Source organism: Variovorax sp. Soil_C_12, assembly GCF_057657375.1.
The window spans coordinates 21,158-38,845 of the sequence record NZ_JBDGIO010000003.1 but is presented as its reverse complement, the minus strand read 5'-3'; the positions used below and the strand labels follow the sequence as shown (position 1 = coordinate 38,845).

Genomic DNA, 17,688 nt, shown 5'->3' with positions numbered 1-17,688 from the left:
GCCGCGGAAGGCGGTCTGCGGCCCGGGCTCATACTGGGGCGGTCGTCGCTACGCGCCGACTCCGCTGCGGTGCTCGTCTGGGGGCGGCGCCGCGGAACTCGCTGCGTGCCCCTTCGGTGCACTTCGCTCAAACAGCCGCGGCGAGTCAGATTACGAAGCGCGCCTGTCCTTCGGCAGGCGCGCCCGCCCCCAGACTGCGCTCCTCGCCGCCCCAGAAATCGCCCGGCCCGCAGACCACCTTCTGCGGAGGAGACGGTGGGATTGATCTGAATACCGGGGCCCCGGTCCCACGCCCCCAGCGCTTGAGTCTTTGGATGTTTGGGGATACCGGCACAACGTATCCCGCAAAGGTGCTCGCGGGTCCGCTGCGGCGCGCCGCAGCGGACCCGCGGGCGCCTTTGCTGCGCGCAGGCCCATGAGCGCTCTTTTACTTTCCCCTCGGCGATCGCGCCCTAAGCTCAGCCGCTCGCTGCAAGCGCCTCGCGCAGCACCGTGCGCAGGCGCTCGGCGTCGATCGGCTTGCGCAGCAGCGCATGCACGCCGCAGCGCGCCAGCTCCTGCGGATCGAAGCCGCCGGCATTGCCACTCACCAGCACCACCGGCAGGGTCGGACGCAGGGCGCGGGCGCGGGCCGCCAGCTGCAGCCCGGTCATGTGCGGCATGGTCTGGTCGGTGACCAGCAGGTCGGCCTCGTGCGCCGGCTCGGCCAGCCAGTCCGCCGCGGTCTGCGGCTCGCGCTGCAGGCGCACGCGCAGGCCCCAGCTGGCCAGGCGCTCGACCAGGAAGTCGCCCACCATCGGATCGTCCTCCACCACCAGCACGCTGCCGCGCAGGGCGGGCGCCTCGGCTGCGGCGGCGCGCTGCGGCGCCGTCTCCGAGCAGGGCGCGGGCGAGGCCGCCGCCCGCGGCAGCATCACCGAGAACACCGAGCCGGTGCCGGGCGCGGTGCGCACGCGCAGGTGGCCGCCATGGCCGTGCACGATGCCGTGCACCATCGCCAGGCCCATGCCCGAGCCGCTGCCCGGCGCCTTGGTCGAGAAGAAGGGGTCGAAGATGCGCTCCTGCAGCTCCGGCGCGATGCCGCTGCCGCTGTCGGCCACGCTCAGTTCGACCCAGGGGCCGCCGTCCACCGGCGCGCGGCAGGAGGCGCACTGCCAGCGTTCGTGCGCATGGGCGCGTAGGTCCACGCTGATGCGGCCGGCGCCGTCCAGCGCGTCGCGCGCGTTGATGCACAGGTTGAAGAGCACCTGCTCCAGCTGCACCGGATCGACCGCCACGCACAGCGGCGAGGCCAGGTCGTCGACGCCGGCGTTGCCGCCCAGCGTGACCGAGGAGGGCAGGGTGGCGCGCAACAGGCGCAGGGTCTGGCGCACCAGCGGCGCCACGTCGAGCACCCGCGCCTCGCCGCGCTGGCGGCGCGCGAAGGCCAGCATCTGCGCGATCAGGTCGCGCGCACGCTGCGCCGCCAGGTGGGCCTGGCCCAGCTGGCGCAGCAGCACCGCGTCGCCGATGCCTTCGGCGCGCTCCTCGCCGAGCACCAGGTAGCCGATCACGCTGGTCAGGATGTTGTTGAAGTCGTGCGCGATGCCGCCGGTGAGCTGGCCGATGGCCTCCATCTTCTGCGCCTGGCGCAGCTGGGCCTCTAGTGCGAGGCGCGCCGCCTCGGCATCGCGGCGCGCGCTGATGTCGCGCACATGGCCCACGAAGATGTTGCCCTCGGGCGCCTCGGCCACGCTCACCGCGAGCTCGACCGGGATCTCCTCGCCGCTGGCGGTGAGCGCGGTCGATTCGACCAGCCGGCCCAGCATCGGGCTGCTGCCGGTGATGGGGAATTCGCGGATCCAGCGCCGGTGCGCCTCGCGCCGGCGCTCGGGCACGATCACCTCGGCCACCGGCCGGCCCAGCACGGCCTCGCGCCGGTAGCCGAACACGCGCTCGGCGGCGGCGTTGAACTCGACGATGCGGCCCTCCGCGTCCATGCCGATCACGCAGTCGAAGGCCGCTTCCACCGTGGCGCGCAGCCGCGCCTCGCTGCGCTGCAGGGCGCGCTCGCGCTCGCGCCGCTCGGTGATGTCGTGCGCGAAGCCCAGGATGTAGCGCCGGCCGTTGAAGCTCACCGGCTTCAGCCGCACCTCGTCCCAGTGCAGGCTGCCGTCCTTGTTGCGGCGCTGCCATTCGAAGGACGGGCAGTGCCCCTGCTTGGCGAGTTCCAGCCAGCGCAGCGCGTCTTCGGTGGTGTAGGGCGGCACGCCGGAGCTGACGTCGGCCACCGTCAGGCGCGTCAGCTCCTCGTGCGTGTAGCCGTAGGTCTCGCAGGCCTTGGTGTTGACGTCGAGGATGCGGTCCGAGTCCCAGTCGTGGACGAAGATCGCGTCTTCCGCCGTCTCGAAGATGGCGCGGTAGCTGGCCTCGGACTGCTGCAGCGCCTCGCTGGCGGCCAGGCGCTCGACCTCGGCGGCGGCGCGCATGGCGAAGATCTTGAGCATCGACTCCACCCGGTCCACCTGCATCAGCGGCCGGCGCGAGGCCACCGACACCACGCCCAGCGGCGTGCCGTCGAGCGCGAGGAGCGGGTAGCCGGCGTAGCTGACGGCACCTTGCGTCTTCGCTTCCTCGTCGTCGGGGAACAGCGCCTGCAGGTCGTTCGGATAGGCGCGGAACTGCTGACCCAGGACGGTCTCGCAGGGCGTGCCGGCGATGGCGTAGCGGATGTCGTGCAACACCTGGCCGTCGTACTGCATGGCAAGCATGGTCAGCTGGCTGGGCTCGTCGGCGGCGCGGCGCGCGATGAAGGCCACCTCCACGTGCAGGATGGTCGCGAGAAGCCTCACCAGCTCGTCGAAGACCGTGTCGCTGCGCGCGCCCGACACGGCGAGCGCGGCCGAGCGCAGCGCCTCGTCGGTGCGGGTGCGCTCGATCTCGGCGGCCGCGCGGCCGGCAACGATCTTGAGCATCGCCTCGGCATGGGCGGCGTCGCCGTCGGCGATCGGCACGCGGTCCATCGCCACCAGCAGGCCCAGCGCCTCGCCCTGGCTGTCGCGCAGGGGGAAGGCGGCGTAGGAGTCCATGCCCTTGGCCGCGAACAGCGAGCCCCGCGGGAACTCCACCGCCACGCCGCGCGCCACGTAGCGGAACTCGCGCCCGACCACGTGCGCGCAGGGCGTGCCCTGCAGCACGTAGTCGAAGTTGCGCAAGGTCTTGCCGTCCAGCCGCACGGCCAGGGTCTGCATGAGGCTGCAGACGTCGTCGGAGAACACGGCGATGAACACGGTGGGCACCGCCAGCGCCTCGGCCAGCTCGCGCACCAACGCATCGAAGAGGCCCGGCCCGCCGGGGTGCGCGACCGCCAGCGCCACGCGGCGCAGCGATTGCAGTTGCGCCGAGAGGCCGGCGATCGTTGCGCCGTCGCTGGAGGTCGCTGCAGTGGCTTGCATGACGCCAGTCTAGGCCTGCTCGGCGGCGCCGTGGCCCTGATTGCCTGCTCGATACACGCCTGATACATGGCGGTTGCGGCGGCCCGGCCGTGCAGCGAAACGGCTACGGATGCGCGGCCGCGGGAAATGAAGCGAATACCCGCGCCGGCCATCCTTGCGACATCGGCCCGCGATGAGACGCCGGGCCGCTCCCAAGGCGAATACCGCAGCCGAAGGCGAAGGTAGTCCAGTGAAGCCGCGTCCCCGAGGAGTCGTAATGTCCGAGCCCCCACTTGCCCCGTCCGTCGAAGTCCTGGTCCGCCTGCGCGAACGGCTGCATGCGTTGCTGGTGCTGCTGCATTGGCAGGCGCGCGCGCCGCTGGCGCGCGAGCTGCATCGCCTGCGGCCCGGCATGGCCTCGCTGCTGGGCCACGCGTTGGCGGCCCTGCTGAGCACCGGCTGCGCGAGCCTGCCGCCGCCCGACGCCGAGCGCCCGCGCTCCACGGCGCTGGAGGCGGTGGGGCACACGCGCCTGGCGCAGGTGGCGCGCGCCTCGGCCGTGGACGCGGACCCGGCGCTGTCGGGCTTCCGGCTGCTGGCCGACGGCGACCAGGCGCTGGATGCGCGCATCGCCCTGGCGCGCCGGGCCCAGGTCTCGCTCGACATCCAGTACTACCTGGTCGCGGCCGACGCGACCGGCCGGCGCTTCCTGCGCGAGCTCCGCGATGCCGCCGCACGCGGCGTGCGGGTGCGGCTCCTGGTCGACGACCTGTACGCCAACGACAGCCGCCGGCTGCTGGCCGGCCTGGCGGCCCAGGCGAACGTGGAGGTGCGCCTGTTCAACCCGCTGCCCCAGCGCGACGGCGGCGTGGGGACCCGCGTGGCCCTGTCGATGCACGAGTTCGAGCGCATCAACCGGCGCATGCACAACAAGCTCTTCATCGCCGACGGCACGCTGGCCGTGATCGGCGGGCGCAACATCGCCGACGACTACTTCAAGCGCGGCGAGCCTTCGAACTTCATCGATATGGACGTGCTGTGCTCCGGGCCGGTGGTGGGCGGCTTCGAGGCGCTGTTCGACCGCTTCTGGAACAGCGAGCAGGTTTGGCCGGTGCAAGCGCTGCTGCCGGAGGGCGGCGCCGCGGCTTTCGCGCACGCCCTGCGCGGCTTGGGCGGCGACCCGCCGGTGGCGCCGCTGGACCGCTTCGGCTACCGCCCGGTGGCGGACGAGCTCGACGCCGGGCGGCTGACCCAGCATTTCGCGCCGGCGCGCCTCTTCGCCGACGGGCCGGAGAAGGCGGCGACCGAAGGCCGTCCCGCGCCCGAGGCCTTCGCGCTCGAAGGCGCATTGCAGGCGATGCGCGAGGCGCGCTCGCAGGTGCTGGTCGCCACGCCCTACCTGGTGCCGGGCGAGCGCGGCCTGGCGCTGATGCGGCGGGCCCGGGCCAAGGGCCTGCGCGTGATCGTCATGACCAACGGGCTGGCCGCCACCGACGAGCCGCTGGTGCACTGGGGCTATGCCCGCTACCGGGCCGAGATGGTGAGCCTGGGCGTGGAGCTGCACGAGCTCAGCCCGGCACTGGGCCGCCCCGCGGCGGCGGCGCCTGGCGAATCCGCGTCCTCGATGGGCCGCTTGCACGCCAAGCTGGCAGTGATCGACGGCCGGCGGCTGCTGGTCGGCTCGATGAACATGGACCGGCGCTCGATGCGCGCCAACACCGAGCTGGGCCTGCTGATCGACAGCCCGGCGCTGGCCATCGAGGTGACGCAGACCCTGCAGCGCGACCGCGACGTCGGCAGCTACCGCCTGCGCCCTGCGGCGCACGACGCGGGCAGCGTCGAATGGGTGGCGCGCGAGGCCGGGCGCGAGGTCGTGCATCCGCGCGAGCCCGGCGTGGGCTGGGCGCAGCGGCTGCGGCTGGGGGTGATGTCGCTGTTCGTCGCCGAGGAGCTTCTTTGACGGTGCGACGACAGATAAGCGCTCAAAGTGTGGCCTTTTGCCCGCATCCGGCGCCGCAGCCAGGGCCTGGAATCGGCTGAATTGAGTACCTTCGGTTTAGCATTCGCCCGCCGAAGAGGGGATTTCATGAACAGCTACCGCACGCTCAACCAAGCCACCGGCGTCGCCCGCACGCTCAGCGCGCAGGCCGACCGCACCGTCATCGTCTACCGGACTGCGGACGAGAAGTACGTGACGGCCTCGCCCAAGGACCCGGTCCTGGGGACGATCGAGGGCGTGTACCGCAATGGCTATGCGGTGCGGACGGTGCTGACGCGGGCGTAGCCCACGCATCCGCCTCAGAGATCCGGCTGCCCCATCGCCGGGTCGCTCACCGAATGCCGTCCGGTCTCGACCCGGCCGGCGAAGCGGCGGTAGTAGGCCGGGTCGGCATCGCAGCTCACTTCGAAGTCGTACCACCAGCCGCTGGCCTCGATGTCCCACTGCTTTTCCACATCGTCGCCGCCGCGCACGCGCACCGTCCAGGGCCCGTCGTTGCGGTAGGCGCGTGACTTGATCGTGAAGACGCAGGCGCGCTCGCCCTCGTTGCGCAGCTTCAGGTGCAGGTCGCCGCGACGCACGTTGTAGCCGACGCGGATCTCGGGATCGGGCGCGTTGCCCGCGCGCAGGCGATTGAGGTCGCCCTTGAAGTGGCGGTGGAAGCCGTTGGGCCCGAGCACCCACAGGTCGTAGAGGCCGGCGTTGTCGGTCATCACCGTCCACTCGTCGTCCAGGCGCTCGTTGGGCTCGACCATGTAGCGGCGCGGCAGCCGCTCGAGGTGCAGCTTGTCGTAGACGTGGAACACCGCGCCTTGCTCGCCGCTGTTGGCGAACACCAGCTTGACCGTGCCCTGCCGCGCGTTGCTGCGCGCGCTCGCGTGCAGCTCGTAGGGCAGGGCGCGCGAGGGCCGCGTGCCGGTGGCCTGCACCGGCAGCAGCGGATTGGCCGGCGGCACGATCTGCGGCAGCTGCTGCTGCGCGGCGCGCAGCGCGTCGGCCTGGCCCAGGGTCTTGCGGCCCGGCAGCGTGGGCAGCGGCTCGTTGTTGGGCCGCTCGAAGTTGAAGCAGCTCGTGAGGTCGCCGCACACCGCGCGGCGGTAGCGGCTGATGTTCGGCTCCTTCACGCCGAAGCGCTTCTCGAGGAAGCGGATGATCGAGGTGTGGTCGAAGGCCTGCGAGTTGACCCAGCCGCCGCGGCTCCAGGGCGAGATCACGTACAGCGGCACGCGCACGCCGGGGCCGTAGACGCGGCCGTCGGGCTGCGGCTGGCTGGTGGTGCCGGGCGGGTTGGGATGGACGAAGCGCTCGAAGGCGATGTCGGACTCGCGCAGCGTGGTCTTGCCGGCCGGCGTGCCGTCGGGGTTGAGCGAGGGGGCCGAGGGCGAGGGAACGTGGTCGAAGTAGCCGTCGTTCTCGTCGAAGTTGACCAGCAGCACGGTCTTGCTCCAGACCTCGGGCACGGCGGTCAGCGCGTCCAGCGTTTCCTGGATGTACCAGGCGCCCTGCACCGGGCTCGAGGGGCCGGGGTGCTCGGAGTAGGTGGCCGGCGCGACCACGAAGGACACCTGCGGCAGCTTGCCGTTCTTGATGTCGTTGCGGAAGGTCTCGAAATACGCGTTCACGTCGCCCAGCGGGCCCGGCATGGTGTTGGCGATGCCTTTGTACAGCGGGTTGCCGGCGTCGTCGCTGGCCGGGTCGTAGGCCGGCGAGAGCGCGTCGTTGCTCACCGGCTTGCCCGAGGCCTCGTTGGCCTTGCGGTACTGGCGGAAGCCGGCCAGCGGGTTGTCGCCGAAGTTGTCGGGCATGTTCTGGTAGACGATCCAGCTGACCTTGGCTTCCTGCAGGCGCTCGGGGTAGGTCTTCCAGTCGTAGCCCAGGGCCGAGGAATCGATCGAGTCCCACTCGTTGTTTACGGTGGCCACGCCCGCGCCGGTCGGGCCGTTGGTGCCGGCCCACATGAACATGCGGTTGGAATTGGTGCCGGTGTGCATCGAGCAGTGGTACGCATCGCACAGGGTGAAGGCATTGGCCAGCGCGAACTGGAAGGGCAGCTCGGCTTCCTTGTAGTAGCCCATCGAAGCCGGCGTCTTGTAGCGCACCCACTGCTCGATGCGGCCACCGTCCCAGGCGTTCTGGCCGTCGCCCCAGGAGTGGGGCGTGCCGCTCACGCGTTGCGCGTTGCCCTGGGCCTGGTTCAGGTGGTAGGGCAGCACCGGCTGGCCGGCGGCGTTGTTCTGCTGCCAGACCTTGCGCCCGCCGGGCAGCGGGATGGTGAAGCGGTCGCCGAAGCCGCGCACGCCGCGCAGCGTGCCGAAGTACTGGTCGAAGGAGCGGTTCTCCTGCATCAGGATCACCACGTGCTTGACGTCCTGGATGGTGCCGGTCTCGTGGTGCGCGGGGATCGCGAGTGCCTTGCGGATGCTGGGCGGGAAGGCGGCCAGCGTGGCGGCGGCGATGCCGGTGGTGGCAGTGCCCTGGATGAATTGGCGGCGCGAGCTCATGGGGTTCTTCTCCTCGTCGCTGTGGTTCAGGGCGCGTAGCGCACTTCGGCGCTGTCGCTGGAGGTGGCTTGCGCCGGGGTCTCGGTCTTCTGGGCGCCGGTGGTGCCGTTGGTGGCCGAGGGGCTGGCGAAGCCGCCGCCGTCGTCGCCGCCGCCGCAGGCGGACAGTGCGCAGGCCAGGATCAGGGCGCTCACGGGGCGCCAGGGGAGAACGATGTTGTGCATGGGAGGGAAGACTAGGCAACGGCGATGTCGGCGCCGTGAAAGTGCGGTGACGTCCATGCGACGAACCGCGTCCGCTCTTGGGCGAACGACCGACCGTGGCGACACGGCCTTTACAGCCCACTAGTCCGCTGAATCATTGAAATGGGCGGTGAGGGACGCCCGAGACGGGATGCGATGCAAGGTGCAAAGCGCAGCGATACCCGTAGGTTTCGCGAGCATTTGCAACGCCGCAGCGCGCCCGTCTCGGGTGGACAGCACCGACCGATTTCAGTGATTCAGCGGACTAGTTCAACGTGACGACGACGTTGGTTTGCGGTCCACCGCGCATGACGTAATTGACCGGATGCGGCGTCTCGCCGGGATCGCATGCGACTGCTGAACTCAGCATGGGCGCGAGGGCGCCAGGCCGCTTTTTCTTGAACGGTCCGACAGGCATGCACGCGGTGACGTTAACGACTCCGGAGTTCTTCTCGTTCCTGTCCTTGTAGAACCTGTCGTTGACTGGAAAGGTTTCGGGCCTGTACTGGCCGGCCGCCGTATCCTTGATGAAGATCGACAGATAGGATTCCCATTGATGTCCCACGTCGACGTCCATGCAGACGCCCGGTTTCATGGTGTACCAGCCCTGGAGCGTCACGTGGCACCGCGATCCCTGAAGCTCGCATCTCGAATCCGAGTCGTCCGAACTCTCATGAATTACAGCAAAGACGATGTCCGTCTGTCGTCCGTTGCAGAGCTTGTTCGTCCCCGCTGCGCCGGCGGGCAACGCCATGGCAGAAAGCAGCAAAGCGCTGAGCGCAAGATGCACGATCGATCTCATCCGTTCTCCCTTCAGAATCTGCGCAGATGACTTTCGAGAAATCCAACGCCCCTTGAGTGCAGACGTGTGACTAGATCAGACGCATCGCCTTCGCCTGGCTCCTGAGCTCCTCACGGAACGCCGGGTGGGCAATGCCGATGAGCTCTTGCGCGCGTTGCTTGCCTGATTTTCCGCGCAGCTGCGCCACGCCGAACTCGGTCACCACGTAATTGACGTCGTTCTTGCTGGTCGTCACATGTGTGCCGGGCGAGAGCACGGGCGCAATGCGCGAGAGCGTGCCGTTCTTCGCGGTGGCAGGCAGCGTAATGAAGGACTTGCCGCCGCGCGAGCGGTTGGCGGCGCGCACGAAATCGGCCTGGCCGCCGGTGCCCGAGTAGGGCGAGCTGCCGAGGCTTTCCGACCCGCATTGGCCGAGCAGGTCGACCTGCAGCGTCGCATTGATCGACACCAGCTTGTCGTTCTGACCGGCCAGCATCGGGTCGTTGGTGAAGTCGACCGGGTGCATTTCCAGCGCGGGGTTGCGGTGCATGAAGCGATACAGCTTCTGCGAGCCGAGCGCGAAGGTCGCAATGATCTTGCCCGGCAGGTAGTTCTTGCAGCGGCTGGTGACGGTGCCGCTTTCCACCAGCGACAGGATGCCGTCGCCGATCATCTCGGTGTGGATGCCGAGGTCGCGCTTGTTGGTGAGCTGCATCACCACTGCATCGGGAATACCGCCATAGCCGATCTGGAGGGTGGAGCCGTCCTCGATCAGGTCGGCCACATGCTTGCCGATGGCTTCCTGAACCGGGCCGATGGCAGGCAGGCCGACTTCGAGCACCGGCTCTTCGCTTTCGATCAGCGCCGCGACCTGCGAGATGTGGACGCGGCAGTTGCCGAAGGCATACGGCACGTTCGGGTTGACTTCCAGCACCACGGCGCGGGCCTTGGCCACGGCGGCCATGGTGTAGTCGGTGCCGATGCTCAGCGAGAAATACCCCTGGTCATCCATCGGCGACGCGAGACTGAACACCACCTCGGCGCCGATCTGTCCGCGCTCGATCTGGGCTGGGATCTCGCTGAAATAGTTTGGAATGAAATCGATCCAGCCGGCCTGGCCTCCTGCGCGCGTGGCGCTGCCATAGAAGAGCGCCACGTGGCGGACGCAATCGACGGTTTCCGGGTCGATGTAGGCGTACTTGCGAACGGCCAGGATCTGGCAGACCTTGACATCGCGGAAGCTGCGGCGCTGTTCGGACAGCGCCGTGAGGAGGGTCGGCGGCTCGCCGGCGCCGGTGGGGACGATGATGGTGTCACCGTTGCGAATGTGCCGAACCGCGTCTGCGGCGCTGCATCGCTTCTGACGATAGAGCTCGTTGACTGCCATCGCTGGTCTCCAGGTGGTGATTGTGTTGCGCGTCAGGAGCGAAAGGATAGGCGCAATCCGGCGGCGTGCATATTCAGCGGATTGTCGAGGGGCGCGGCGTGCGCGCTGCTCGAGGACGCGAGACCGGCGCCGCGGTGCGCCACAATCGCTCCATGGACAAAGAAGTCGACCCCGCGGTCCTCGCGGTCATCAATGAAAAGCGCCTGACAGGGGAGAAGCGCACTCCCGTCGAGATCATCGCCAGGATGGGCGTGTTCGATGCCCGGCAGCAAGCGGCCGAGAACGCCTGGCTGGCAACGGGCGACAACGTCATCGCCACCCTGTGGGCGGAGTTCGTGACCATCGGCGCCGGCGGGCGATGGTTCTATCTCGAGTCCCTGGATGTGCAGCGCCGGGTCGGCGGCGGCGACCGCAGCGCGCAGCAGGTCCAGCGCGCCAAGAACCGGCTCGACCTGCTCAAGCGCTCGCTGGATGCGGGCCTGGGATTGAGGGCCGTGCTGCAGACGAACCGGGTCGCCATCCTCGAGGTGGAGAGCGACAGGTCTGCCAAGGTGTCGACGCGGGTGCCGGACGACCAGGAATGGCACATCGCGACGTGGGACCCCGATCAGAAGATGGCGGTCCTGGTGCGCGGCCCGCGCGGGTGGCTGCCGACCGAGGAAGACATGCAGGCCGCTCGGGCGCGAGGCAGCGTTCCGGCCGTGTCGCAAGAGGCGCCAACCGGCCCGGCATCCCGGGAAGAGGTGCAGGCGGCCGCGATGGACTACCTGACGCGTCACTTCGCCGGCTACGGGTACAAGGCCGAGAACGTCTCCGCCCAGAAGCTCGGCTACGACATCGAGGTGTCGGACAAGAAGGGCAACACCTTGCTCAAGCTCGCGGTGAAGGGCATCGCGCCCGGAGCGGCCAGCTTCCAGCTCACGAGCGAGGAACGCGCCTGCGCCAAGCGGGGGGATCCGTGGCGCCTTGCGGTCGTCACCGACGCCCCCGGCCCGACGGCGCAGCACAAGCTCTACAAGCCTGCCGAGGTCGACCAGGCGCCTGGGCTCGAACCGCTGCTTGACTAGCAGCGAACGAAGACGCCGCACCCGGGGAGCATCGCCCCCGAGCTTCAGTCGATCAAGCCGAACTGCATGTAGCCGCCCTGCGGACCGCGGGCCCCCACCACGGCTGCGATCTTGCCGCTCTGAACGAGCAAGTAAGCGCCGTTGCTGAGGGTGAGGGTGCCCCAAGTGCCATAGGCGGGCGCCTCAGCCCGGTCCGCAGGAGGCAGAAAACTCCTCCTCGAATGCGTTGAGCTGGGCCAGGTCCGTTTCAAGCTCGTTCTCCAGCGACTTGAGCTCGAGTCCGAGCTTCTCGATCTGCTCCGACTGGGCCTGGACGCGCTCGCGCTTGCGCTTGATTTCCTGCTTCATCTGCGCGATGGCGCGCTTCATGATGTCGCAGCCGATGGACTGGGTGGTGGCCATGTTTGCTCTCCCTGGGTGGTTGAAAAAAACGACGGTTGCAGGCGAGCGCGGTCCGACTCAAACCGCGCCGCTGTGCTTCTTCACGGCGCTCAGCGCGTCGATGATGCTCACCGGGTCGCGCCCGAGGATGGCGGTGGCGAGGTGAAGGACGGACGCGAAGATCCTCAGTGCCTGGCGCACCTGTTCGATCTTCCGGATCTCTTCGTTCGCCTTCTCGATGGCGCCCTCCAGATCGCTCTGGGAGGGCCCTGCGCCATCCACGACCAGCTTGATCGCGCGCAGCAGCATCTCGCTGATGTGAATGCGAAGGTTGTTCTCTTCGAGCACGTTCTTCCTGGCCTGCGGCGCCGTGATCGCGCCGCTGTCGAAGGCCTGCTGGCGACGATCCTGCATGGCGTCGGCCGACTGCCGCAACAGCTCCGCGGCCTTCACCACGGCATCGGCGTCCTCGAGCATCTGGATTCTTGGCATGTTCACTCCCTTTTGGTTGCATCGACGTCAAAGCTTCCTGAGATTGGCGCGGACCTCCATCAGGTCCACGGTGGCTTTCCGCAGCAAGGCGATCAACTGCTTGTCGCTGAGGTGGTCCACGTTGCGCAGCATCTCGGCGTGGCCCTGCCGCACGATGTCGATGCCGCTGCGCGCCTCCTGGGCCGCAACGATGGCGCTGGCCTGTTCCTTGACGCGCAGCGCCTGGCCGCGCCGCGACCAGGCGATCACCGCTTCGCGGCGGTCGATGGTGATGGCGCGGTCATCGCCCGCGAGGGCGGCCTCGGCTGACAGGTCGGCATTCCAGGCAATCTCGCGCGCCTGCTGGAAGGAGGCGATTCGCCCCTGCTCGTTCTTGAGCTCGACCTGGTAGGCGTCCGCCACGGTGCCCATGGCCTGCAGCAGCGTGTCCATGGCCGGGCCGTGTTCCTTGACCAGGCTCTTCACCTCATGGGCCTGCTTGGCGGCCAAGGCCCAGCTGGTGACCCTCTGCGCGATGCTGGCGTAGGCCTGTACGTGCTCTGTGTTGAGGCCGAGGCCCGGCACGGCGACGATGGCGCCGGTCACCTGGTCGAACTCCTGCGAGATGTCGAAGGCGCCCTCGCCGGCCAGGTTGGCCAGCGCGGCCATGTAGCCGGTGGCGACGTTGTGCAGCCTGAAGAGCGACTCCTGCTCCTGCGCGACGGCCTGCTTGTGGGCTTGCACCGCCGTCTTGATGGGCGCGAAGTCCGGCGATGCAGGCAGCTCCGCGAGCACCACGTCATCGCTCGCCAGGTAGCGCTCCGTGACGTCCTTGTATGCAGTGAGGCTGGCGGAGCTCGCGCTGAAGTCGCGCACGGCTTCGAGGTTGGCGCACGCTGCAACGACCAGCATGCATGCGAGCAGCGAGATCCAGCGAGTGAAGTTCGTCAGGTGTTTCATGGCACCTCCCCCTTTGGCGATACGTGAGTTGTACCGGCAAGGCAAGGGCATGGCTTCCTCTCGATAGGGTAGAACTCGTGAGGCCGCTGGACTTCCCCGTGCGCTTCACGGCCTGACCTGGCAGAAGAGATGTCGGACCTGCCGCGCCGGTTGGAGTTTGCCGAAGGCGAGGCGCGTGGACGCGGCTTCGAGTCCATCTACCTCTGCACGAACTCCAGGATGACGGAGAACCAGGTGCTCTACCCCAGGATCGGCTATGTCGAGTACGACCGCCGGGCCCAAAGCGGCTATGAGCGTGTGTTCTATCGGAAGCGACTTTGACCGGCCGCGGCCGTTCTCGCGATCGAGCTCAAGACCCGTGCCGCTTGACGTACTCCACGAGCGCCTTCAGTTTCGTCGGCTGGTCGTGCCTGCTGGGGTAGTACAGGTAGAAGCTTGGAAAGGTCGGCGAGAACGCGGTCAACACCCGCTTCAGCCGCTTGGCTCGCAGGTAGGGCCGTGCCAGCTGCTCGAAGGTGTAGGCCAGTCCGACGCCCTCGAGTGCGGCCTCCAACCCGAACAGGGAGTCGCTGATGGTCAGGTTGCCCTGGATCTCATATTCCACCAGGCGCTTGTCCAGCTCGAATTCCCACTTGTAGATCGCGCCTGTCGCAGCAAAGCGGAACCGGATGCAGTTGTGGCGCACCAGATCATCCGGATGGCGGGGAGCAGGATGGTGCCGCAGGTACTCCGGGGTCGCAACCACCGCGACGGGGACCGGTCCACCGAGGGGGATGGCCACCATGTCCCGGTGAACACTCTCGCCAAAGCGCACGCCCGCATCGAAACCTCTCTCGACAATGTCGATGAAGCCTTCGTCGTTGGTGAGTTCGAGTTGAACATGGGGATTCTCCTGGAGGAATCCGGCCAGCAGGGGTTGCACGACCAGCGCAGTGGAAATCCTTGCGGCATTGAGGCGCAGTGTCCCGGCGGGCCGTCCCTGGAGCGCGTTGAGCTCTTCCCCCGCCTCGATGACCTGGCCGAGGGCCGGGCCGACCCGGGCCATGTAGGCCTGGCCGGCTTCCGTCAGGCTGACGCTTCGCGTCGTCCGGTTCAACAGTCGCACCCCGAGTCGGGTCTCCAGTTGTCGAATGGCCTGGCTGAGCGCAGAGGGTGAGACCTCCAGTTCTGCGGCGGCCGCGGAGAAGCCGCGGTGCTCCGCCACTTTCCAGAACGCCATCAATCCGTCCAGTTGCTTCAGCTTCATACCTTGAAGCTTAGCTTCACAAGGCATGCAGCATTGAGCACTTTTTCTTTTGGATGCCCGTCCGTACAGTTTCCCATCACATAGGAAACGCTTGATGCCGGAGCTGCAGGCGCTTGCGCAATGGCTGCTCGACGGCGCCAAGTGATCGATCCCAGCCCAGGCTGGTCTCCCCATTCCTGACCCATCCCACCGCGGAGATTCGAACATGAGCGCGCTCAACGTCAACGGCCGTGAACACACGGTAAACACCGACCCCGCCACCCCCATCCTCTGGGCCTTGCGCGACACGCTGGGCATGACCGGCACCAAGTTCGGTTGTGGCGCGGCGCTCTGCGGCGCCTGCACCGTGCATCTGGATGGCCAGGCCATCCGCTCATGCATCACGCCGATCTCCGCTGCCGAGGGCAAGAAGATCACCACCGTCGAAGCGACAACCGATGGCAGCGACCGTGTCGGTGCCGCCGTGCATGCCGCATGGGTCAAGCACGACGTGGCGCAATGCGGCTACTGCCAGAGCGGCCAAATCATGAGCGCCACGGCCTTCCTCCAATCGCTGCCCCGCGGCAAGCAACCCACGGCAGCCGAGATCGACGCTGCCATGACCGGCAACATCTGCCGCTGCGGGACGTATGCACGCATTCGTGCCGCCGTGGCGGATGCCGCCAAAACCCTCGCCTGAAGGAATCCGCCATGTTGCCCAACGTCGACTATCGCGACCTGCCGCGCGCCTTCCAGCGCCTGATGGCTGGAGGCCGGATCGATCGTCCCGCCATGCTGCCGCGCCGCAGTTTCCTGAAGCTGGCCGGTGCCGGCGGGCTTGCGCTCGGTGCCTTTCCCCCTCTGGCAACCGCGCAGGCCAACGGCGACGGGCAGGGGGCGAGCGCCCTCAAGCCGACGCAACAGCCAACGGCCTTCGTGCAGATCGCCCCCAATGGAGAGGTCACGGTGACCATCAACCGGCTGGAGTTCGGCCAAGGCGTGCAGACCGGCCTGCCGATGATCCTGGCCGAGGAGCTCGACGCGGACTGGAGTCTGGTGCGCAGCCGCAACGGCTCGAACGACGCTGCCTACCTCGATCCGCTGTTCGGCATTCACCTCACCGGCGGCTCCAATTCGATCAAGAACAGCTTCACGCAGTACCGGGAGCTGGGCGCACGCGCCCGGGCCATGCTGCTCGCCGCGGCGGCGGTGCGCTGGAAGGTCGACGTGGCCTCCCTGCGCACGCAGGCCGGCATGGTGCTGGGCCCCGGTGGCCGCAAGCTGGGCTACGGCGAACTGGCCGAGGCTGCCATGGCCCTGCCGGTGCCCGAGAAGGTCACGCTGAAGAACCCCAAGGACTTCCGCACCATCGGCCGCGCCACCACGCGCCTGGACGCGCGCGCCAAGAGCAGTGGGCGCCAGGACTTCGGCATCGACGTCAAGCATCCCGGCCAGCTCACGGCGGTCGTGGCCCACCCGCCGGTGTTCGGCGCACGCCTGGCCTCGTTGGACGACAGCGCCGCGCGCGCCGTCAAGGGCGTCAAGGCCGTGCTGCGCGTGCCGCTGGACCGTGGCGCCGAAGGCGTGGCCGTCGTGGCCGACGGCTACTGGCCGGCCAAGCTGGGCCGCGACGCGCTGAAGCTGCAGTGGGACACGGCCGCCGTGGAGAAGGTCGACAGCGAACGGCAATTGACCCAGTACCGCGAGATGGCCGAGCGCCCCGGCCAGCGCAAGTTCGACGCCGACATGGCACCCCTGGCAACTGCGCCCCGGAAACTGGAAGCCGAGTTCGTCTTCCCCTACCTCGCCCATGCGCCCATGGAGCCGCTCAACTGCACCGTTCGGCTTTCCGAGGGGCGCGCCGAGTTGTGGGTAGGTTCCCAGTGCCCCGGCCTGGACGGCGCCGCGGCCGCGCGTGCGCTGGGCCTCGAGCCCCAGCAGGTGGCGGTGCATGTGCAGATGGCGGGCGGCGGCTTTGGCCGGCGTTTCGCGAGCACGAGCGACTTCGTGGTCGAGGCCTGCGAGATCGCCAAGGCCGCGCGTGCCGCCGGCCTGAACGTGCCGGTGCGCCTGCTGTGGAGCCGCGAGGATGACATCAAGGGCGGCTACTACCGCCCCATGCACCTGCACCGCGCGCGCATCGGCTTCGACGAACGCGGCAAGGTCCTGGCCTGGGACCACGTCATCGTCGGCCAGTCCATCACCACGGGCTCGGTGTTCGAGCCCTTCCAGGTGAAGGACGGCATCGACGCCACGGCCACGGAGGGCATGCGGGACCCCTACCCGCTGCCGATGCGCCTGACCGTGCACCACCCCAAGGTCAACGTGCCGGTGTTGTGGTGGCGCAGCGTGGGGTCGACCCACACCGCCTTCGTGATGGAGACCTTGATCGACGAGATCGCCCGCACCACGCAGCAGGACCCGGTGGCCTACCGGATGCAGCTCTTCGGGGACAAGCACCCGCGCCACCGCGCAGCGTTGCAGCTTGCGGTGGACAAGAGCGGCTACGGCAAGAAGCAGCTGCCTGCCGGCCGTGCCTGGGGCGTGGCAGTGCATGAGTCCTTCGACTCGGTGGTGGCCTACGTGGTGGAAGCTTCGGTGCGGGACGGCCAGCCGGTGCTGAACCGCGTGACCACCGGTGTGCACTGCAACCTGGCCGTCAACCCGCGCAGCGTGGAGGCCCAGGTGCAGGGCGCGGCGGCCATGGGCCTGTCGATGTGCCTGCCCGGGTCGGCCATCACGCTGAAAGACGGCGTCGTCACGCAGAGCAATTTTGGCGACTTCACCGTGGCCCGCATGACCGACATGCCGGCGTTCGAAGTCCACATCGTGCCCAGCGCCGACGCGCCCACCGGCATGGGCGAACCCGGCCTGCCGCCGCTGGCGCCCGCGTTCGCCAACGCCATTGCGCGGCTGACCGGCAAGCCGCTGCGCCAGCTGCCCTTCAATTTGTAGGAACCTGGCGCCTGTCGAGCGCGTCCGGATCGACGCTCAGTTGTGCGGCCAGGTCGCGCAGCTCGTGCAGCCGGTCCTCGTTGGGTTCAGGATAGGTCGTGCGCCAATCCTCGATCAGTTGGGACACGGCGGGCCGGTTCAACGACGCAAGCTCGCCCAGCAATTGCGCTTGCTCGGCGGTGCGCCGGCTTTGCAGATGCGCGCATCGGTAGTTCTCCAGGCCCATCAGGCACATGCCCAGCATGGCAAAGCCGATGACGTTCTTCAGCACGATCCTGTCCTCCACACCTTGCTTGCCCAGACCCA

The 17,688-nt window shown here is 68.5% G+C and carries 16 protein-coding genes; 6 read left to right on the top strand and 10 right to left on the bottom strand.

Translation table 11 applies throughout. The annotated features are described in order from the left end of the window. Positions 1-458: 458 nt before the first annotated feature. Positions 459-3,434: a PAS domain S-box protein gene (locus AC3A6X_RS08850; RefSeq protein WP_487841851.1), complete on the bottom strand. Its 2,976-nt coding sequence runs from the start codon at positions 3,432-3,434 to the stop codon at positions 459-461. Between the two features lie 256 nt (positions 3,435-3,690). Here AC3A6X_RS08850 and AC3A6X_RS08845 point away from each other — a divergent pair, with 256 nt between their 5' ends. Both AC3A6X_RS08845 and AC3A6X_RS08840 read left to right on the top strand, forming a co-directional pair. Then, positions 3,691-5,373: a phospholipase D-like domain-containing protein gene (locus tag AC3A6X_RS08845; protein WP_487841850.1), complete on the top strand. Its 1,683-nt coding sequence runs from the start codon at positions 3,691-3,693 to the stop codon at positions 5,371-5,373. A 126-nt stretch (positions 5,374-5,499) separates the two neighbouring features. Next, positions 5,500-5,697: a hypothetical protein gene (locus AC3A6X_RS08840; protein WP_487841849.1), complete on the top strand. Its 198-nt coding sequence runs from the start codon at positions 5,500-5,502 to the stop codon at positions 5,695-5,697. Between the two features lie 14 nt (positions 5,698-5,711). Here the strand turns inward: AC3A6X_RS08840 and AC3A6X_RS08835 are convergent, their stop codons facing one another. The 4 genes from AC3A6X_RS08835 to AC3A6X_RS08820 form a co-directional block, all read right to left on the bottom strand. Continuing rightward, entirely contained in the window at positions 5,712-7,913 is a 2,202-nt protein-coding gene (locus tag AC3A6X_RS08835; protein WP_487841848.1) for a phosphocholine-specific phospholipase C, read from the bottom strand. A gap of 26 nt (positions 7,914-7,939) precedes the next feature. Further along, complete coding sequence (locus AC3A6X_RS08830; protein WP_487841847.1) at positions 7,940-8,137, bottom strand: hypothetical protein; 198 nt, start codon at positions 8,135-8,137, stop codon at positions 7,940-7,942. Positions 8,138-8,420: 283 nt separating this feature from the next. Continuing rightward, positions 8,421-8,957 carry a hypothetical protein gene (locus tag AC3A6X_RS08825; RefSeq protein ID WP_487841846.1) on the bottom strand — a complete coding sequence of 179 codons (537 nt, stop codon included), beginning with the start codon at positions 8,955-8,957 and terminating at the stop codon, positions 8,421-8,423. Between the two features lie 70 nt (positions 8,958-9,027). After that, entirely contained in the window at positions 9,028-10,323 is a 1,296-nt protein-coding gene (locus AC3A6X_RS08820) for an acetyl-CoA hydrolase/transferase family protein (protein WP_487841845.1), read from the bottom strand. A gap of 152 nt (positions 10,324-10,475) precedes the next feature. On the opposite strand from AC3A6X_RS08820, the gene AC3A6X_RS08815 reads away from it, so the two are divergent. Further along, on the top strand, positions 10,476-11,390 hold the full coding sequence (locus AC3A6X_RS08815; protein WP_487841844.1) for a protein NO VEIN domain-containing protein: 915 nt from the start codon (positions 10,476-10,478) through the stop codon (positions 11,388-11,390). A gap of 183 nt (positions 11,391-11,573) precedes the next feature. Here AC3A6X_RS08815 and AC3A6X_RS08810 read toward each other — a convergent pair whose 3' ends face one another. Genes AC3A6X_RS08810 through AC3A6X_RS08800 form a run of 3 tightly spaced genes read right to left on the bottom strand, consistent with a single transcriptional unit; the run spans position 11,574 to position 13,202 of the window. Beyond that, a complete protein-coding gene (locus AC3A6X_RS08810) occupies positions 11,574-11,792 on the bottom strand; it encodes a hypothetical protein (protein WP_487841843.1) in 219 nt (72 codons plus the stop codon). 57 nt (positions 11,793-11,849) lie between these two features. After that, positions 11,850-12,263 carry a hypothetical protein gene (locus AC3A6X_RS08805; protein WP_487841842.1) on the bottom strand — a complete coding sequence of 138 codons (414 nt, stop codon included), beginning with the start codon at positions 12,261-12,263 and terminating at the stop codon, positions 11,850-11,852. 27 nt (positions 12,264-12,290) lie between these two features. After that, positions 12,291-13,202: a hypothetical protein gene (locus tag AC3A6X_RS08800; RefSeq protein WP_487841841.1), complete on the bottom strand. Its 912-nt coding sequence runs from the start codon at positions 13,200-13,202 to the stop codon at positions 12,291-12,293. A gap of 129 nt (positions 13,203-13,331) precedes the next feature. On the opposite strand from AC3A6X_RS08800, the gene AC3A6X_RS08795 reads away from it, so the two are divergent. Further along, positions 13,332-13,523 (top strand): N-acetyltransferase, encoded by a 192-nt coding sequence (locus tag AC3A6X_RS08795; protein WP_487841840.1) that lies wholly within the window; start codon positions 13,332-13,334, stop codon positions 13,521-13,523. A 28-nt stretch (positions 13,524-13,551) separates the two neighbouring features. On the opposite strand, the gene AC3A6X_RS08790 is transcribed toward AC3A6X_RS08795, so the two are convergent. Next, positions 13,552-14,448, bottom strand: coding sequence for a LysR family transcriptional regulator (locus AC3A6X_RS08790; RefSeq protein ID WP_487841839.1), 897 nt, complete (start codon positions 14,446-14,448; stop codon positions 13,552-13,554). 205 nt (positions 14,449-14,653) lie between these two features. Here AC3A6X_RS08790 and AC3A6X_RS08785 point away from each other — a divergent pair, with 205 nt between their 5' ends. Then, positions 14,654-15,127, top strand: a complete 474-nt coding sequence (locus AC3A6X_RS08785; RefSeq protein WP_487841838.1) for a (2Fe-2S)-binding protein — start codon at positions 14,654-14,656, stop codon at positions 15,125-15,127. 11 nt (positions 15,128-15,138) lie between these two features. Next, positions 15,139-17,382, top strand: coding sequence for a xanthine dehydrogenase family protein molybdopterin-binding subunit (locus tag AC3A6X_RS08780; protein WP_487841837.1), 2,244 nt, complete (start codon positions 15,139-15,141; stop codon positions 17,380-17,382). Here AC3A6X_RS08780 and AC3A6X_RS08775 read toward each other — a convergent pair. Next, positions 17,372-17,653, bottom strand: a complete 282-nt coding sequence (locus AC3A6X_RS08775; protein ID WP_487841836.1) for a hypothetical protein — start codon at positions 17,651-17,653, stop codon at positions 17,372-17,374. The genes AC3A6X_RS08780 and AC3A6X_RS08775 overlap by 11 nt on opposite strands. Between the last annotated feature and the right edge of the window lie 35 nt (positions 17,654-17,688).

Excerpts from the sequence above, each read along its gene's own strand:
- AC3A6X_RS08800 (WP_487841841.1), bottom strand. The coding sequence starts at position 13,202 with ATGAAACACCTGACGAACTTCACTCGCTGGATCTCGCTGCTCGCATGC.
- AC3A6X_RS08825 (WP_487841846.1), bottom strand. The coding sequence starts at position 8,957 with ATGAGATCGATCGTGCATCTTGCGCTCAGCGCTTTGCTGCTTTCTGCC.
- AC3A6X_RS08840 (WP_487841849.1), top strand. The coding sequence starts at position 5,500 with ATGAACAGCTACCGCACGCTCAACCAAGCCACCGGCGTCGCCCGCACG.
- AC3A6X_RS08785 (WP_487841838.1), top strand. The coding sequence starts at position 14,654 with ATGAGCGCGCTCAACGTCAACGGCCGTGAACACACGGTAAACACCGAC.
- AC3A6X_RS08780 (WP_487841837.1), top strand. The coding sequence starts at position 15,139 with ATGTTGCCCAACGTCGACTATCGCGACCTGCCGCGCGCCTTCCAGCGC.
- AC3A6X_RS08830 (WP_487841847.1), bottom strand. The coding sequence starts at position 8,137 with ATGCACAACATCGTTCTCCCCTGGCGCCCCGTGAGCGCCCTGATCCTG.
- AC3A6X_RS08805 (WP_487841842.1), bottom strand. The coding sequence starts at position 12,263 with ATGCCAAGAATCCAGATGCTCGAGGACGCCGATGCCGTGGTGAAGGCC.
- AC3A6X_RS08790 (WP_487841839.1), bottom strand. The coding sequence starts at position 14,448 with ATGAAGCTGAAGCAACTGGACGGATTGATGGCGTTCTGGAAAGTGGCG.
- AC3A6X_RS08810 (WP_487841843.1), bottom strand. The coding sequence starts at position 11,792 with ATGGCCACCACCCAGTCCATCGGCTGCGACATCATGAAGCGCGCCATC.
- AC3A6X_RS08845 (WP_487841850.1), top strand. The coding sequence starts at position 3,691 with ATGTCCGAGCCCCCACTTGCCCCGTCCGTCGAAGTCCTGGTCCGCCTG.
- AC3A6X_RS08835 (WP_487841848.1), bottom strand. The coding sequence starts at position 7,913 with ATGAGCTCGCGCCGCCAATTCATCCAGGGCACTGCCACCACCGGCATC.
- AC3A6X_RS08795 (WP_487841840.1), top strand. The coding sequence starts at position 13,332 with ATGTCGGACCTGCCGCGCCGGTTGGAGTTTGCCGAAGGCGAGGCGCGT.
- AC3A6X_RS08850 (WP_487841851.1), bottom strand. The coding sequence starts at position 3,434 with ATGCAAGCCACTGCAGCGACCTCCAGCGACGGCGCAACGATCGCCGGC.
- AC3A6X_RS08815 (WP_487841844.1), top strand. The coding sequence starts at position 10,476 with ATGGACAAAGAAGTCGACCCCGCGGTCCTCGCGGTCATCAATGAAAAG.
- AC3A6X_RS08820 (WP_487841845.1), bottom strand. The coding sequence starts at position 10,323 with ATGGCAGTCAACGAGCTCTATCGTCAGAAGCGATGCAGCGCCGCAGAC.